The sequence below is a fragment of the Streptomyces sp. NPDC052721 genome (assembly GCF_040678315.1).
Classification (GTDB): Bacteria; Actinomycetota; Actinomycetes; order Streptomycetales; family Streptomycetaceae; genus Streptomyces.
In genome coordinates, this window is the sequence record NZ_JBFATL010000046.1 from 53,177 (window position 1) to 70,542 (window position 17,366).

Genomic DNA, 17,366 nt, shown 5'->3' on the forward strand with positions numbered 1-17,366 from the left:
CCGTTGGGGGGGGCGGGGCATCGCCCCTGTCGTCAAACTCCCGTCTGCCGCGCTCCGGGCGGACGACGGGAGTTTGACGACAGGACCTAGCGCAGCGGCAGCGCCTCGGCCCCGAGGATGTCGGCGATGAGGTCGACGACCTGGGGCACCGACTCGGTCAGATACATGTGTCCGCCGGGGAGTTCGTGGAAGCGGAACCCGGCACCGGCGACCGCGCTCCAGTCGAGCGCGTCCTGCCGCGACACCAGCTCGTCGGAGCGTCCGCGCAGACAGGTCACCGGGAAGGGCACCGGGGTCACCGCGGAGGGGCGGTAGTTCTCGTGCATGGCGACGTCGGCGCGCAGGGTCGGCAGGATCATCTCCCTCAGCTCGGGGATCTCCAGCGCGGGATGGTGGGCCCCCGCGAACTCCTCGACGCGGGCGAGGAACTCGTCGTCGCCGAGGCCGCTGGCCCGCCGGGTGCGGCTCGCCGAGGGGCCGGGTGATCCGCTGACGAACAGCTCGGCGACGGTGACGCCGTGCCGCTGGACCAGGGCCAGGGCCAGCTCGTAGGCGAGTACCGCTCCGAGGCTGTGGCCGAGGACCGCGACGGCCGGGGCGTCGCCGATCGCGTCGAGGGCGTCGGCGAGCAGCCCCTCGACCGCGTCGTGCACGTCGGTCCAGGGCTCCTCCTCCACCCGGTCCTCGCGTCCCGGCAGTTGCAGGGGGGCCGGCCGCAGGCCTTCGGGAAGGAGCTTGCGCCAGGGCCAGTAGAAGCTCGCACCGGCTCCGGCGTGCGGCAGGCAGAGCAGGGGAATGCGGTGGTCGGTCATGGCGTCCTCGTCCGGCGTCAGGAGCGTGCGGCGAGCACGCGGGGTCCGATGAGGGCCGCGAGCGCCGCGGCGGTGCGGGCGGTGAACAGTTCGCGGACGGTCACCTTCACGCCGAGCCGCCGGCGCAGCAGCGCCACCGTCTGGGCGGCGAGCAGGGAGTTCCCGCCCAGCTCGAAGAAGTCGTCGTGCGCGTCGACTCCGCCCGGCACCCCGAGCGTGCTGCTCAGCGCGTCCACGACCGTGCGCACCACGTCCGCTTCCGCGGGACCGGACGCGTCGGCCGGCGCCACGGTCACCCCTGCTGTCTCGTCCATGAACTGGGTCCTCGTTTCTGTTCGTCGCGAGCCGGAGGATCCGGTCGTACCCGGCGGCCGGGCGGGGCCGGCCTGTGTACGGCGGTGGGGCCGGGCCCGGCCTCCGTACGGCGGCCGGGCGGGTGCCGGCCTGTCCGGCGTCCGGGCGGCCCGTCCGTCCACGGGCAGCACCGACGCTACGGACGGCGGCTGTCGCGGGGCTTTCGCCGGTCTGTCGTCTCCGGTGACGGCCGCGAGAGCGCCACGACAGACGGGCGAGACGGCGCGAGGAGTGGCGCGACAGCGGGGCCGGACACGCTGGCAGGGCCGATCGAAGGGGTATCCATGCGTTCCAACGAGTCATCGCGCACCGCAGACGCCGGCCGCGCGGAACACCGTGCCGGACGGACTTGTGACCTCGGCCTGACCCATGCGCAGCAGCAGATGTGGTTCGCCGACCAGCTCAACCCCCAGGACAGCGGTTATCTGATCCCGCTGCGCCTGCGCCTGACCGGCGAGCTGGACGTGGCGGCGCTCGGCGGTGCCCTTCAGGCCGTCGTGGCCCGGCACGAGGTGCTGCGCACCGGTGTGCGGACGGTGGACGACCGGCCCGTGGGCGTGCTGCGGCCGGCGAGCGACTTCACCCTGGCCGTGGCGGATCTGCGGGAGGCGGGTCCGGACGAGGTCGAGCGGGAGCTGCTCCGGCAGGCCCGTACCCCGCTCGAGCTCCCCGAGGGGCTGCCCGTCCGGGCGACCCTGCTCCGGGTCGCGGACACCGAGCACATCCTGTGCCTGACGGTCCACCACATGGCCTTCGACGGTGGCTCGCGGGACATCCTCCACCGCGAGCTGGAGGCCGGGTACGCCGCGCTCGTGGGGGGAGCCGGAGACCGCCTCGCACCGGAGGTGGTCCGGTACGCCGAGGCCGAGCGGGCCCGCGCCACCGAGGATCTCGACGCGCAACTGGACCACTGGCGCGAGGCGCTGGCCGGGCTGACACCGTTCGAGCTTCCGCCCGACCGGCCGCGCCCGGCCCACCGCGCCGGCCGGGGCGCCCAGCGCTCCTTCGACGTGCCGCGGGCGACGGCCGACGGACTCGACCGGCTCGCCCGCCGCGGCGGCGCCACGACGCACATGGTGCTCGTCGCCGCCTGCCAGGCGCTGCTGGCCCGCTGGTCCGGACGCACGGACGTCACCGTGGGCTCGACGTTCGGCACGCGGGACGAGCCGGCCCTGCGGGAGGTCATCGGTCCGTTCGTCAACATGCTCGTGCTGCGCGGTGACGTCAGCGGTGATCCGTCCTTCACGGAGCTGGTGGAACGGGTGCGCGAGACGGCCCTGGACGCCTACGAGGCACGTCACGTCCCGTTCGCGGACGTGGTGCGCGAACTGGGCGGGGACCGGGACCCCGCACGCACCCCGCTGTTCCAGATCCTGGTCGACCAGGTGACCCGGAGCGAACCGCCCGCGCTGCCCGGTCTGACGGTCACCGAGCTGCCCGAGGTCTGTGTCGGTTCGAAGTACGACCTGAGCGTCTCCTTCCAGCGCGTCGCCGGCCGGCTGACCGTGGAACTGACCTGGGACACGGCCCTGTACGAGGACGCCACGGCCGGCCGTCTCGCCCGGCATCTGCGCGAGCTGCTGGTCCAGGTGGCCCAGGACCCGGGGGCCCGGGTCTCGGAGCTGGTGCTGACGGACGAGCGGGAACGGCAGGAGGCCCTGGGGCTGGGCCGGGGCCCGGTCACCGAGTTCCAGGACGTGTGCCTGCACGAACTGTTCGAGGCGCAGGTGTCCCGGACGCCGGGGGCACCGGCCGTCGCCGACTCCTCGGGCGAGCTGACCTACGCGCAGCTGGACGCGCGGGCCACCGCCCTGGCCGCCGTGCTCCGCGCCCGCGGGGTCGGCCCCGAGGTGCCGGCCGGCATCATGTTCGGGCCGTCGACGGAGCTTGTGGTCGCGGTGCTGGGCGTGCTCAAGGCCGGTGGCGCCTACCTGCCCATCGACCCGGCCGTACCGCCGCACCGGCTCGCCCACGTGCTCACCGAGGCCCGGCCCGCGCTGGTCCTCACCCAGCCCCGGCACGCCGGACTCGTCGCCTCCGCCGGCGGCACACCGCTCACCTCATGGGACGAGCCGGGCGCGGCAACCGACGCCGGCCCACTGCCGCGGCCGGACAACCTGTGCGCCCTCTACTACACCTCCGGCTCGACAGGACGCCCCAAGGCCGTGGCGTGCACCCACCGCGGCTGGTCCAACTATGTGCAGTGGCTCCAGCGGCAGCACCGGCTGCGCCCCGGTGAGACGGTGCTCCACAAGTGCGTCGCCACGTTCGACGTGATGGTCGCCGAGGTGTTGTGGCCCCTGTGCTCCGGGGGGCGGGTGGCCGTACTCGGCGACGGGCGGGGCGCGGACCCGCGGGCGGTGATCGACGCCGCCGTGCGCTTCCGGGCGGCGCAGCTCCAGTTCGTGCCCAGCGCGCTGGACCTCTTCCTGGACGAGCTGACCGACGACGACCTGGCCGGCCTGGGCGCTCTGCGCAGCGTCGTCTCCGGCGGTGAGGCCCTGCTGCCGGGGACCGTGCGCCGCTTCTTCGAACGGTTCGGTGACAGGGTACGGCTCGACAACAACTGGGGCACCACGGAGACCTCCGTCGACTCGACCACGCACCGGTGCGCCGAGCGGGACCCGGACCGGCATCCGGCGGCGATGACCGTCGGGCTTCCGGTGGACAACCACGAGGTCCACATCCTGGACGAGCACGGCCGGCCCGCGCCGCTGGGCACCCCCGGCGAGATCCACGTCGGCGGCGTCGGCCTGGCCCGCGGCTACCACGCGAACCCGGCTCGCACCGCCGAGCGCTTCGTCCCGCACCCGTTCCGTCCCGGCGCCCGGCTGTACCGGACGGGTGACCAGGGCAGGGTCCGCGCCGACGGGTCGATCGAGTACCTGGGCCGGGCCGACCACCAGGTGAAGATCCGCGGGGCCCGCATCGAACTCGGCGAGGTCGAGGCGGCGCTGCGCGCCCATCCCGCCGTGGTCGAGGCGGCGGCGGCCACCTGGCAGGCGGCCCCCGGGGACCGGCGGCTGGCCGCCTACGTCCTGCTGAATCCGGCGGCCGGTGCCACCACCGCCGACGTCCGGGCCTTCCTCGCCGGCCGGCTGCTGGGCAGTGCCCTGCCGAGCGTCATCGTCGAGGTCGACGCCTTCCCGCGGCTGCCGAACGGCAAGCTCGACCGGGCGGCGCTGCCCGCGCCGGACCTGGAGGCGGCACGGGAGAGCGCGTACGTGGCGCCGCGCGACGAGACGGAAGCGGCGGTGGCCGCCATCTGGTCGGAGCTGCTGGGCACCACCGTGGGCGCGCACGACAACTTCTTCGCCTCGGGCGGCCATTCGCTGCTCGTGACCCGGGCGGCGAACCGGATGCGGGAGGCGTTCGGCGTACCCGTGCCGCTGAGCCTGGTGTTCGAGGCACCGACCGTGGCGCAGACCGCGTCCCGTCTGACGCGGATGGTCGAGGCCGAGATCGACTCCCTGAGCGCCGAGGAGCTGCTGCGGCTCCTGGCCGACTGACCACGCGCACCCATCATGAGGAGAAGCCGACATGCCCGACTCCGGTGAGTACCTCGTCGTGCTCAACGACGAGGAGCAGTACTCGGTCTGGCCCGCCGCCCTGGATCTTCCCCTGGGCTGGCACGCCGAAGGCACCCGCGGTCCCAAGGACCACTGTCTCGACCACATCGACCGGGTCTGGACGGACATGCGGCCCAAGAGCCTGCGGGACGCCATGAGTCACGGGCGGGACGCCGCGTCCGCGCCCCAGGAACAGCAGCACCCCTTCGCCACCGAAAGCAGGTGACACATGACCAGCCTGGACGTCCCCCCCGCCTACACGCTCGACGGCGCCGACCTCGCCCGGCTCGACACCGTGCTGGAACACCTCCGCGACCACGAGGACCCGGCCGACCCCCTCTTCTACGAACGGCGCCGGCAGGCCGCCGAGGAACTGCCGCACGGGCTGCGGAACTTCCTGCTGGACTTCCGGCACACCGAGCCGGCCGCGGCCTGCCTGATCCACGGGTTCCCGGTGGACGACGTCGCCATAGGACCGACGCCCGCGCACTGGGAGCTGGCGGCCGACGGCAAGTCGACCCGGGACCAGGAGCTGCTGCTGGGCCTGTGCGGCATGGTGCTGGGCGAGCCCTTCACCTGGTCCACCCTGCAGTCGGGCCGGCTGGTGCAGAACATCCTGCCCATCCGGGGGGACGAGCGGCGCCAGAACGGACACGGCAGCGAGACGCTCCTGGAGTTCCACACCGAGGACGGCTTCCACCCCCGCCGGTGCGACTATCTGCTGCTGTTCGGCCTGCGCAACCCGGACCGGGTGCCGACCGTGGTGTCGTCGGTGCGCGACATCCGGCTCTCCGACGAGGACCGCGAGATCCTCGGGGAGCGCCGGTTCCTCATCGTGCCCGACGACGAGCACGTCCGGCAGCTCGCGGAGCGCGCCCCCGGCCATCCCGCGCTCCGTGAGGCGCAGAGCATGCTGGAGCGGCCCGAGCCGGTCGCCCTGCTGTTCGGCCACCGCCTCAACCCGTATCTGCGCATCGACCGGCCCTTCACCCGCTGCGTCGGCGCCGACCCCGCCGCCGAGCAGGCCGTCGAGCACCTGATGGACGAGCTGGAACGGGTGCAGCAGGACGTGCCGGTCGGCCCCGGCAGCCTCCTGGTGGTCGACAACTACCTCGCCGTCCACGGCCGCCGGCCGTTCACGGTCCGCTACGACGGCACCGACCGGTGGCTGAAGAAGCTGACCGTGAGCCGGAACCTGCGTCCGGGCTTCACCGACCGGAGCAGCGGCTCGCACCGGGTCCTGTTCTGATCCGCCCCACTCCCACCCCTGTCACGACAGCCGGAGGTCTCCTCATGCGAACGGTCATCGTCTCGGGCGCGTCCAGCGGCATCGGCCGGGCCACGGCCGAGCGCTTCGCGCACGGTGGTGATCACGTGGTCAACCTGGACGTGCGCAAGCCCGGCACCGGCTCCTCGGTGCCGTGGCTGGAGGTCGACGTCACCGACTGGGCCGCCGTCGGACAGGCGCTCGCGGCGGTGCACGCCGAGACCGGCGCCCTCGACGTGGTCGTCGCCAACGCGGGCGTCAGCGTCCGCCACGGCGTCCTGGAGCTGACGGAGGCCACCGCGCGTCGTATCACCGACGTCAACTTCCTCGGGGTGCTGGGTCTGTGGCGGCAGGCCGCGGAGTACATGGTCCCCCGGCGCAGCGGCGTGCTCCTGGCCACGGCGTCCGTCAACGGCAGCCGCGGCTACCCGTTCTACGCGGACTACAACGCCACCAAGGCGGCCGTCTTCTCGCTGTGCCAGACCTTCGCCCTGGAGCTGAGCCCGTGGGTGCGCACCGCGTGCGTGACTCCGGGCGCCGTTCTGACGCCCATGCAGCAGGCCGAGTACACCGAGGAGATGCTGGCGGCCGTCAACGAGCGCATCCCGAGCGGGCGGCACGCCCTGCCGGAGGAGATCGCCGACGCCTTCTTCTTCCTCGCCTCCGACAGCGCTCGGTTCCTCACGGGCCAGCAGCTGGTGGTGGACGGCGGCGAGACCGCCGGGGCGACCACCGCGGTCTTCGGCACCGAGGGCCGGTGCCCCGCCGGCTGAGCCGGATCCCAGTCGCGAACGGTGCACCGCCGGATCGCCCTGACCCCTGAGCCGGTGGCACAGCCGCGGCGTGACGATCACAGGAGGCAGACATGGACACCCGTGAGCAGCAGACACCGCCGCGGCCGGACGTCGCGGCGCTGCGGCAGGCACTGTTGCGCAAGCGGCTGCGCGGCCGGGGCGGGGACGCGGACGCGGTGACGCCGCGCGGCGGCTCGGGACCGGCGCCCTTGTCCCCGGTCCAGCGCGGGATGTGGGCGATGGACCACTTCCTGCCGGACAACTCCGTCTACGGCATCGACCACGTGGTGCGGCTGCGCGGCCACGTCGATCCCGAGGTGCTGGGCCGGGCCCTCACCGACCTGGTGGACCGGCACGAGGCGCTGCGCACCACCTTCGACGACACCGACGGGCCGCGTCAGGTCGTCCACCCGCACTGGACCGGGACGCTGGTGGTGCGGGACGTGCGCGACCTGCCGCCGGACGGGCAGCGCGAGGCCGCGGAGCACGTCGTCGCGCGGGAGCGGGCGCGCTCCTTCGACCTGCGCGTCGGTCCGCTGTTCCGTGCGGCGCTCGTCGTCGGCTCCGGCGAGAGTCTCCTGGTGCTCACCGTGCACCACCTGGTGAGCGACGGATGGTCCGTCGGGCTCATCGCCGCGGAGCTGAGCGCGCTGTACCGCGCGCGTCTGGCGGGTCAACCCCTGCCGCCCCCGCCGCCGTTGCAGTACGCGGACTACGCGCAGTGGCAGGCGGGCCTGAGGAAGAGCGGTGCCGTGGCCGGCCGGCTCGACCACCGGCGGACGGTGCTGCGTGACGTGCCGCCCGTACTGGACCTGCCCACGGACCACGAGCGGCCGCCGCGGCTGTCCCACCGAGGGCACAGCGCGCACCGCGATCTCCCCCCGGAACTCGCCGCCGCGGTGCGTCAGTTGGCCGAGCGGGAGGGTGTCACGCTCTTCACCCTGCTGCTCACCGCGTTCGATCTGCTGCTCGGCCGGTGGTCGGGCCGGCGGCGCTTCGCCGTGGGCGCCGCCGTGTCGGGGCGGACCCGGACGGAGATCGAGTCCGTGGTCGGACTGTTCGCCAACACGGTCGCGATCCCGGCGGACCTGACCGGCAACCCGTCCTTCTCGGAGCTGACCGCGCGCGTGAACGCGCAGGTGCTGGACGCGCTGGACCACCAGGACATCGCGTTCGAGGAAGTGGTGGCGGCGCTGGCACTGCCGCGCGACGCCGCCCGCAACCCCCTCTACCAGGTGCTCTTCCAGTGCACCGAGGCGGGCGGGGACCGGTGGGACCTGCCGGGCGTCACCGCCGAGCACCTGCCCGGGGACACCGCCTCCTCCAAGGTCGACCTGCTCCTGTCGGTCGTGCACAGCCCCGACCGGATCGCCCTCGAACTGGTCGCCGAGGCCACCCTGTTCGCCCCGGAGACGGGCCGGCGGCTCCTCGGCCACCTGGAGACGCTCCTCGCCCAGGTGGTGCGCGACCCCGCGCGGCCGGTGGAGGAGGTGAGCCTGCTCTCGGCGGCCGAGACGGACATCGTCACCAAGGAATGGAACGACACCTTCCGGCCGTATCCGGCGGACGCCACCATCCCCGAGCTGTTCGCCCGGACCTGCGCCCGGGTGCCGGACGCCACGGCACTGGTCGCCGGGACCACGGTCATGACGTACGCCGAACTCGACGCGGCGTCCAGCCGGCTGGCGCATCTGCTCCGGGCGAACGGCGCCCGCGCCGACGTCCCCGTGGCCGTCGCCCTGCCGCGCTCGGCCGAACTGGTCGTCGTCCTGCTGGCCGTGCTGAAGGCGGGCGCCGCCTACCTCGTGCTGGACTCGGCCAATCCGGTCGAGCGCAACGAGGCGCTGCTCGCCGACAGCGGCGCCACGCTGCTCGTGCGCGGCTCGGCCGGCACCGACGAGACGCCGCTCGCGGCGGACGGCGCTGTCCGCGTGCTCGACCTGGACGACCCCGCCGCCGCCGCCGCGCTCGCGGCACAGCCCGCGGTCCCGCCCCCCTGCCCGGCCACCCCGCAGTCCCTGGCCTACGTCAGCTACACCTCGGGCTCCACCGGCCGGCCCAAGGGCGTCATGGTCCCGCACCGCGCGGTGATCCGCCTGGTGCACGAGCCGACGTACGCGCGGCTCGGCGAGCGGGAGACGCTGCTGCAGATCGCGCCGGTCGCCTTCGACGCCTCCACGATGGAGCTGTGGGGCAGCCTGCTCACCGGGGCCCGGCTGGTCGTCGCGCCGCCCGGCCGGCTGGGCGTCGCCGAGATCGGCGCCCTGCTGCGCGAGCACCGGGTCACCGTCGTGTTCCTCACCACCGGGCTGTTCCACCAGATCGCCGAGTACGACCCGGGCGCCTTCGCGCACGTACGGCATCTGCTCACCGGCGGCGACGTCGTCTCGCCCGGAGCGGTGCGCGCGGCCCTCGGCGCGCACGACGCTCTGACGGTGGTCGCCTGCTACGGCCCGACGGAGAACACCACCTACACCACCTGCGCCCCCCTGACCGCCCCCGAACAGGTCGGCGCCCGCGTCTCCCTGGGCCGCCCCATCCAGCAGACGACCGTCTACGTCCTGGACGCACACATGCGTCCGGTGCCCGTCGGCACCCCCGGCGAGCTGTACACGGGCGGCGACGGGGTGGCCCGCGGCTACCTGGGCCGGGCGGCCCGCACGGCGGAGCGCTTCCTGCCGGACCCCTTCAGCGACACCCCGGGCGCGCGGATGTACGCCACGGGCGACCTGGTGCGGTACCGGCCGGACGGCACCCTCGACTTCATCGGCCGGATCGACGGTCAGGTCAAGCTGCGCGGATTCCGGATCGAACTCGGCGAGATCGAGGCCCGGCTGCTCGCCCACCCGCGGGTCGCCCAGGCCGCGGTGGTGGTGACCGAGCACATCCCGGGCCACAAGCGACTGGTGGCCTACACGGCACCGGCGGGCGCCGACCGGGCACCCACCGAGGAGCTGCGCGCCCATCTGCGGCACGCGCTGCCCGCGTACATGGTGCCGCAGGCGTTCGTGGCCCTGGACACCCTGCCGTTGAAGCCGAACGGCAAGGTGGACCGCGACCTGCTGCCCGCGCCCGGCCCGGACCAGGCCGGTGACCCGGCCCCCGGCCGGGGACGGCGGCCCGCGACGCCCACCGAGCGGACGCTCGCCGGCATCTGGGCGCGCGTCCTGCACGTGACCGAGGTGGGAGCGCACGACAACTTCTTCGAACTGGGCGGCGATTCGATCCTCTCCATCCGGACGGTCGCGGAGGCGGCCCGGGCCGGGCTGCGCCTGACGCCCCGGCAGGTGTTCGAGCACCAGACCATCGCCGCGCTGGCCGCGTCCGTCGACCGGTCGGCGGACACCGGGCGCCTGGCCGGCGCGGAGCAGGGCACCGTGTCCGGCGACGTCGAACTGCTCCCCGTGCACCGGTGGTTCACCGAGCAGGACTGGCCGCACCACCATCACAACCAGTCCGTGAGACTGTCCTGGACCCCGCGCCCCGACCCCGCCGTGCTGGCCGCCGCGCTGCGCACGCTGACGGCACACCACGACGCCCTGCGGCTGCGGCTGGTGCGCGACGCGGCCGGGGACTGGCAGGAGCACATCGCGGAGCGGGAGGAGGGCGACCTGCTGCGGGTGGTGGACCTGACCGGCGTGCCCGAGGCCGACCGGGAGGCGGTCATCACGCGGGAGGCCGACCGGGCCCACGCGGCGATGGACCTCACGGCGGGCCCGGTCCTGCGGGCCGTGCTGTTCCGCGCCGGGCCCGACGCCCCCGACCAGCTGTTCTGGACCATCCACCACCTCGCGGTCGACACGGTGTCCTGGGCCGTCCTGCTGGAGGACCTGGCCGCCGTGTACGGGCAGCTGGCGAGCGGACGGAAACCGGCCCTGCCCGCGAAGACCACCTCCTACCGCGCATGGGCCGCGCGGATCGCCCGGCACGCGCAGAGCCCTCGGTTCGCCGCCGAGGCCGCCGCGTGGGTGAGCGCCGGCCGGGACGCCGAGCCGCTGCCCGCCGATCACACCGGAGGCCGCAACACCGAGGCGGCCGCGGCGAGTCTGACCGCCACGCTGCCCGAGCCGGAGACGACCGCTCTGCTCCGCCAGGCCCCCGCCGCCTACCGGACACGGGTCAACGACCTGCTGCTGACCGCCCTGGCCCAGACCCTGTGCGCGTGGACGGGGTCCCGGACGGCCTCGGTCCACCTGGAGGCCCACGGGCGCGAACCGCTCTTCGACGACGTCGACCTCACCCGCACGGTCGGCTGGTTCACCAGCATCCACCCCGTCCACCTGACGCTGCCGCCGCAGGACGACCCGGCCGCCCACCTGAAGGCGGTCAAGGAACAGCTCCGCGCCCACCCCCACAACGGCATCGGCTACGGGCTCGCCCGGTACCTGCGCCCGGACACCGCCGAGGTGCTGGCCCGGTACGCCCCGCCGCAGGTCAGTTTCAACTACCACGGCCGGATCGCGGACGCGGACCACACGCGGGACACGGCCGCCGGACCACTGCTGCGACGGCTCGGTCCCGTCGGCGCGGAGGTGGCGGCGTCCGGCCTGCGCCCCCACCTCGTCGACGTCGACGCGGCGGTCCTGGACGGCGCTCTGCGGATCCGCTGGACCTACGCGCCCGGCGTGCACGACGCCGGTACGGTACGGCGGCTGGCCGACGACTTCCTGCGCCGGCTGCGCCTCCTCGTCGGCCACTGCGCATCGGGCGCCGCCGGGGCCACCCCGTCGGACTTCCCGCTGGCCAGGCTCGACCAACGGGGCCTGGACCAGCTGCTGGCCGGACTCGACGCCCGCGGGATCGAGACCGTCCACGGCCTGTCCCCCATGCAGACGGGGCTGTTGTTCCACGCGCTGCACCGCCCCGGCCGGGGCGACTACGTCACCCAGCTGGTGTGGCGCGTCGAGGGCGAGCTGGACACGTCCGCGTTCCTGGCCGCGTGGCAGCACGTGACCGACCGGCACGCGGCCCTGCGCACCACCTTCGCCTGGGACGGCGTCCCCGAACCCGTGCAGATCGTCCACCGCCATCTGCCGCTGCCCGCCGAGACGGTGGACTGGAGCGACGACCCCGACCGGGTCGGGGCGCGGCTCGCGGACCTCCTCGACGCGGAGCGGCGCACGGGCTTCGACCTGCGCGGCGCCCCGCCCCACCGCCTGCACCTGATCCGCACCGGCCCCGGGGAGCATCTGCTGGTCTGGCACAACCACCACATCCTGCTGGACGGGTGGAGCGTGTCCCTGGTCCTCGCGGAGGTGCGGGCCTGCTACGCGTCCCTCAGCCGAGACGGCCGGCCGCCGCAGCTGCCCGAACCCACCCCCTACCAGCATCACATCGCCTGGCTGCACAGCCAGGACACCACCGCGGCCCACGCCTACTGGCGGTCGGCCATGGAGGGCTTCGCCGGCCCCACGCCCCTTCCCGTGGTGGCCGGTGCGCAGGAGGGGACCGGCGCCACCACGACCCGGCCGCTGGCGCTGCCCGCCACGGTCACCTCGGCCCTGTCCCGGCTCGCCGGGGCGAACAAGGTCACCGTCAACACCGTGCTCCAGGCGGCCTGGGCGCTGACCCTGGCCCGGTACAGCGGCACCTCGGACGTCCTGTTCGGCAACACCCTCACCGAGCGCATGTCCGGCGTCCCCGGAGCGGACCGCATGGTCGGCCTGCTCATCAACACCCTGCCCACCCGGGTCCGCGTCGCGGAGGACCGCCCGGTCGGTGACTGGCTGCGCGAGCTGCACGCCCGGCTCACCGAGGCCCAGCGGTACGGCTACCTCTCCGTGTCGGAGATCCAGCGGCACACCGCCGTCCCCGGCGGGCAGCGGCTGTTCGACAGCATCCTCGTCTTCACCGACACCGGAGCCGTCGCCGACGACGAGCCCGCCGGCCTCCGCTTCACCCCGGTCACCGGGCACGAGCAGCCCGGATACCCGCTGCTGGTCCGCGCCGACCTGGCGGGGGAACTCGTCCTGACCCTCAACTACGAGCAGGGCCAGGTGGCGGCCGACGCCGCCGAGCGGCTGCTGCGCCACTTCGGCCGCCTGCTGACGGAACTGGCGAGCGGCCGGTACACCGTCGTACGAGACCTGCCCATGCTGTCGGACGAGGAGCTGCGGGAACTGACCGCGAGCGGGGCCGACGACGGGCCCCCGGCCGGGGACACCCTGCTGGATCTCTTCGCCGCACAGGTCCGGGCGGCCCCGCGGGCGGTCGCGCTGCGCCACGCGGGCCGGTCCACCACGTACGCCCGGCTCGACGCGGACTCCGACCGGCTGGCGCACCGGCTGCGCCGGGCCGGGGCCGGCCCCGGCACCCGGGTGGCGGTCCATCTGCGGCCGTCGGCCGGCACCGTCACGGCCCTGCTGGCCGTGCTCAAGGCCGGCGCGGCGTACGTCCCGCTGGACCCGGCGTACCCGGCGCAGCGGCGCGCCTTCGTCCTGGAGGACTCCGGTGCCGTGCTGGTGCTGAGCAGCGGCGCGACGCCGCCCGTTCCCGGCCGCGCCGTACCGGTGCTGGACGTGGACGGCCCCGGGGAGGAGGAACCGGGCGGGCCGCCGTTGCCGCGCCCGACGGGCCGGGACCTCGCCTACACGATCTACACGTCCGGCTCGACCGGCCGGCCGAAGGGCGTGGACATCGAGCACCGGGCCATCGCACACTTCCTCGGCGCGATGCGGGACCGGCTGGGCAGCGGCGCCCAGGACACCTGGCTGAGCCTGACGTCGATCTCCTTCGACATCGCGGGCCTGGAGATCTTCCTGCCCCTGGTCACCGGTGCCCGCACCGTCGTGGCGCCCGCGGACACGGCCACGGACCCCGAGGGACTCGTGGCGCTGATCCGCGAGGAGGGGGTGAGCTTCGTCCAGGCGACGCCGTCGGGCTGGCGGGTGCTGCTGGCCGGCGGCTTCGACGAGCCGTCCGTCCGGGCGCTGTGCGGAGGGGAGCCGCTGCCGGCCGCGCTGGCCCGCGACCTGGTCCGCCGCTGCCGCACCCTGTGGAACGTGTACGGGCCGACCGAGACCACCGTCTGGTCCACCATCGACCCCGTCGCGGACCCGGACCGCCCCGTCACCATCGGCCGGCCCCTGCCGGGCGAACGCGTCCATGTCCTGGACTCCGCCCTGCGCCCGGTGCCGGTAGGTGTCCCCGGCGAGCTGTTCATCGGCGGACACGGGGTCGGGCGCGGCTACCTGGGCCGCCCCGCCCTGACGGCGGAGCGCTTCGTGCCCGACCCCTTCGGCCCCGAGGGCGGCCGGCTGTACCGCACCGGCGACCGCGCACGGCTGCTCCCGGACGGCAGGGTGGACTTCCTCGGCCGGCTGGACCGGCAGGCCAAGGTCCGCGGGTACCGCATCGAACTCGGCGAGATCGAGGCGAGGCTGGACGAGCACACCTCGGTCGGGCAGAGCGTGGTGGAGGTGTCACGGACCGCGGGCGGGACGGCCACGCTGACGGCGTACGTGGTACCCGTACCGGGCCACCGGCCCGCCGGGCGGGAGCTGCGCGAGCACCTCGCGCAGTGCCTGCCGGAGTACATGGTGCCGCACGTGTTCGTGCTGCTCCCCCGGCTGCCCCTCACCCCGAACGGCAAGGTCGACCGCAACGCGCTGCCCGCCCCGGAGGGTGACGGAAGGCCGGACGAACGGCCGTACGTCACCCCCCGCACCGCCGCCGAGCGCGTCCTCGCCGCGGTCTGCGCGCAGGTCCTGGAGGTGGAACGGTTCGGTGTGCGCGACGACTTCTTCGACCGGGGCGGCGACTCGATCCGGGCGCTCCTCGTCATGACCCGGGCCCGGGCCGCGGGCGTGCCCGTGACCGTGGCGCAGATCGTGCGGCACCGCACCGTCGAGGCCATCGCCGCCGCGGCGGACCGTCCCCCGTCGTCCGCGCCCGGGCTCACGGTGAGCACGTTCCTCGACCGGCTGCGGCCGGACGACGCCGACCTGACGGCGGTCCTCACCGCGCACCGGGTGCCCGGGGTCAGCGCGGCCGTCATCAAGGACGGCGCCCTGACGGCCACGTGGGCGCACGGCACGGCCCACCGCGGCGCACCGGGCACGCTCACCGACGGCACGGTGTTCCAGGCGGGCTCCCTCGCCAAGCACGTCACCGCCCTGCTGTGCCTGCTGCTGGTGCGGGACGGCACCCTCGACCTCGACCAGGACGTCAACCGTTACCTCGACGGCTGGCGGGTGCGGGGCGCGGACGGGCACGGTGCCGTGTCGCTGCGGGCCCTGCTGAGCCACAGTGCCGGGCTGCCCGTCGCACCCGGCCGGGACTTCGGTCCCGGCGAACCGCTGCCGCCGCTCGCCGAGTCGGCGGCGCCCGGGCGCGGAACGCCGCCGCGCCTGGAGGCCGACGGCCGCCACGTCGGCCGGTTCCGCTACTCGAACACCAACTACGCGGTGGTCCAGCGGATCCTGGAGGACGTCGGCGGCCGGCCGGTCGCGGACCTGGCCCGGGACCGGCTGTTCGCACCCCTGGGACTGCGCCACACCGTCCTGTCGCCCGGTGTCCCGTTCCCCGCCGGCGAGGTGGCGTCGGGTCACGACGCCGAGGGGCGCCCGCTCGCGGGCCGGTGGCGCCGGACACCCGAACTGGCGGGCGCGGGCCTGTGGTCCACCCCGCGCGACCTGGCGGCCCTGGAACTGGAGATCTGGCATGCCGCCACCGGGGGATCCGGTCACCGTCTGCTCGACGGCGAGCTGGCCCGGGAGATGATCCGCCCCGCGGCGGAAGGCGTCTACGGCCTGGGCACCATGCTCCGGCAGGTGTCCGGCGGCACCTGGTTCGGGCACCTCGGCGAGCCGTCGGGCGCCCGGTGCCTGTCCTTCCTCGACGCCGGACGGGGCAGCGGCTTCGTGCTCATGCTCAACGCCGAGTCCGGTACGGCCGCCGTCCGGGAGTTCCTGTCCCGGCTGGGATTCGCCGAGGAACTCGCCGTGTGAGCCGCGGTGCGACCGCCGGTCGGGCGCCGGACCGCGGCGCCCGACTTCCCCCAGCCGTCTGGAGCCACGATGACCGGCATCACCGTACCGACCAGCCGATCACGGCGCCCGCTCGTGATCCTCCTGTGCGCGGGGTTCATCTCGGTGCTCGGCACCTCGATGTCCGAGCTGGCCCTTCCCTGGTTCGCCCTCGGCACCGGCGGGGGCACGTCCCACGCCGGCGTCGTGGCCTTCGCGGACACGGCCCCGTACGTCGTCCTCCAGGCGCTGTCCGGGCCCGTGGTCGACAAGTGGGGCGCCCGGGTGTCCTGCGCCGCGGGAAACGCCCTGGCCGCGGTGGCGCTCGGTGCCGTCCCGGTCCTGCACCTGGCGGGCGCGCTCGGCTTCGGCCCGCTGTGCGCCCTGGTGGCGGTGTCCGCCATGGCGCGCGGCGTCGCGGACTGCGCGGGCAACGTGCTGCTGCCCGCCGTCGCCGAGCGGGCGGGCGTGCCGCTGGCGCGCGCGGTGGCGCTGTCGGCCGGAGCCATGCGCGGCGGGCTGATCGCCGGGGCGGCGCTCGCGGGTGTCCTCCTCTCCACGGTCGGCGTCACGTCGACGCTCGCGGTCACCGCGGGCGCCTTCGCCGTCGCCTCGGTGCTCGTCATGTCGTGTGCGACGGCGACGGCGCGGCGACCGGCGACCGCACCGCGGGCCGGGGGCGCCCCGGGCGGATACCGCGCGGAGCTGGCCGAGGGGCTGCGCTTCCTGCGCGGGGACCGGCTGCTGCTCGGCATCGTCGTCCTGATCGCCGTGAGCAACCTGCTGGACCAGGCGTTCTCCGCCGTGCTGCTGCCGGCCTGGGTGAAGGCACACCTGGACAGCCCGCAGGCGCTGGGCCTGATCACCGGCACCATCGGCGTCGGCACCGTCGCCGGGAGCGTGGCGGGCGCCTGGCTCGGCCCCCGGCTGAGGCGGTCGGTCACGTTCCGTACCGGCTTCCTGCTCGCGGGCGCCCCGCGGTTCCTCGCCCTGTGCGTCTGCTCGACGCTCGCTCCCGTCCTGACGGTGAGCCTGGTCGCGGGGATCGCCGGCGGGCTGGTCAATCCCCTCCTCGGGGTGCTCCAGTACGAGCGGATCCCCCCGCGTCTCCAGGCGCGGGTACTCGGGGCGGTGAAGGCCAGCGCCTGGGCGGGCATCCCGTTCGGCGGCCTGCTGGCGGGGCTCGCCGCCGGCTCCGTCGGTGTCACCGCCGCGCTCGCCGTCACCGGGCTGGCCTTCCTCCTCACGTCCCTGGTCCCCTTCGTACTGCCGTCCTGGCGGGCCATGGACACGAGCCCGGCTCCGGCCCCCGCCGAGGTCAGGTGTGCCGGAAGCGGTTGATGGCGTCGATGTGCTTGGCGCGCGTCTCCTCGTCGCGCACGCCCAGGCCCTCCTCGGGGGCGAGGCACAGGACGCCGACCTTGCCCTGGTGCAGGTTGCGGTGGACGTCGTAGGCGGCCTGCCCGGTGTCCTCAAGGGAGTAGACCTTGGAGAGGGTCGGGTGGATCCTGCCCTTGGCGATGAGGCGGTTGGCCTCCCAGGCCTCGCGGTAGTTCGCGAAGTGCGAGCCGATGATCCGCTTCAGTGACATCCACAGGTAGCGG

General features: G+C 74.6%; 8 protein-coding genes and 1 pseudogene. 6 read left to right on the forward strand and 3 right to left on the reverse strand.

Going from position 1 to position 17,366, the window contains the following annotated elements; translation table 11 throughout:
* Positions 1-86 precede the first annotated feature (86 nt).
* Complete coding sequence (locus AB0L21_RS32800) at positions 87-812, reverse strand: alpha/beta fold hydrolase (protein WP_365788037.1); 726 nt, start codon at positions 810-812, stop codon at positions 87-89.
* 17 nt (positions 813-829) lie between these two features.
* Complete coding sequence (locus AB0L21_RS32805) at positions 830-1,126, reverse strand: acyl carrier protein (RefSeq protein ID WP_365708861.1); 297 nt, start codon at positions 1,124-1,126, stop codon at positions 830-832.
* Positions 1,127-1,450: 324 nt separating this feature from the next.
* On the opposite strand from AB0L21_RS32805, the gene AB0L21_RS32810 reads away from it, so the two are divergent.
* The 6 genes from AB0L21_RS32810 to AB0L21_RS32835 all read left to right on the forward strand — a co-directional run bounded on the left by AB0L21_RS32810 (position 1,451) and on the right by AB0L21_RS32835 (position 17,103).
* On the forward strand, positions 1,451-4,675 hold the full coding sequence (locus AB0L21_RS32810) for an amino acid adenylation domain-containing protein (protein WP_365788038.1): 3,225 nt from the start codon (positions 1,451-1,453) through the stop codon (positions 4,673-4,675).
* 31 nt (positions 4,676-4,706) lie between these two features.
* A complete protein-coding gene (locus AB0L21_RS32815; RefSeq protein WP_365788039.1) occupies positions 4,707-4,961 on the forward strand; it encodes an MbtH family NRPS accessory protein in 255 nt (84 codons plus the stop codon).
* 3 nt (positions 4,962-4,964) lie between these two features.
* On the forward strand, positions 4,965-5,984 hold the full coding sequence (gntD, locus tag AB0L21_RS32820) for a guanitoxin biosynthesis L-enduracididine beta-hydroxylase GntD (protein WP_365708867.1): 1,020 nt from the start codon (positions 4,965-4,967) through the stop codon (positions 5,982-5,984).
* 44 nt (positions 5,985-6,028) lie between these two features.
* Entirely contained in the window at positions 6,029-6,775 is a 747-nt protein-coding gene (locus AB0L21_RS32825; RefSeq protein ID WP_365788040.1) for an SDR family oxidoreductase, read from the forward strand.
* 92 nt (positions 6,776-6,867) lie between these two features.
* Positions 6,868-15,744 (forward strand): amino acid adenylation domain-containing protein, encoded by an 8,877-nt coding sequence (locus AB0L21_RS32830; RefSeq protein WP_365788041.1) that lies wholly within the window; start codon positions 6,868-6,870, stop codon positions 15,742-15,744.
* A 69-nt stretch (positions 15,745-15,813) separates the two neighbouring features.
* Positions 15,814-17,103, forward strand: coding sequence for an MFS transporter (locus AB0L21_RS32835; RefSeq protein ID WP_365788042.1), 1,290 nt, complete (start codon positions 15,814-15,816; stop codon positions 17,101-17,103).
* Here AB0L21_RS32835 and AB0L21_RS32840 read toward each other — a convergent pair.
* A pseudogene (locus tag AB0L21_RS32840) lies at positions 17,081-17,366 on the reverse strand (crotonyl-CoA carboxylase/reductase); the annotation flags it as partial. The gene AB0L21_RS32835 and the pseudogene AB0L21_RS32840 sit on opposite strands and share 23 nt — an antisense overlap.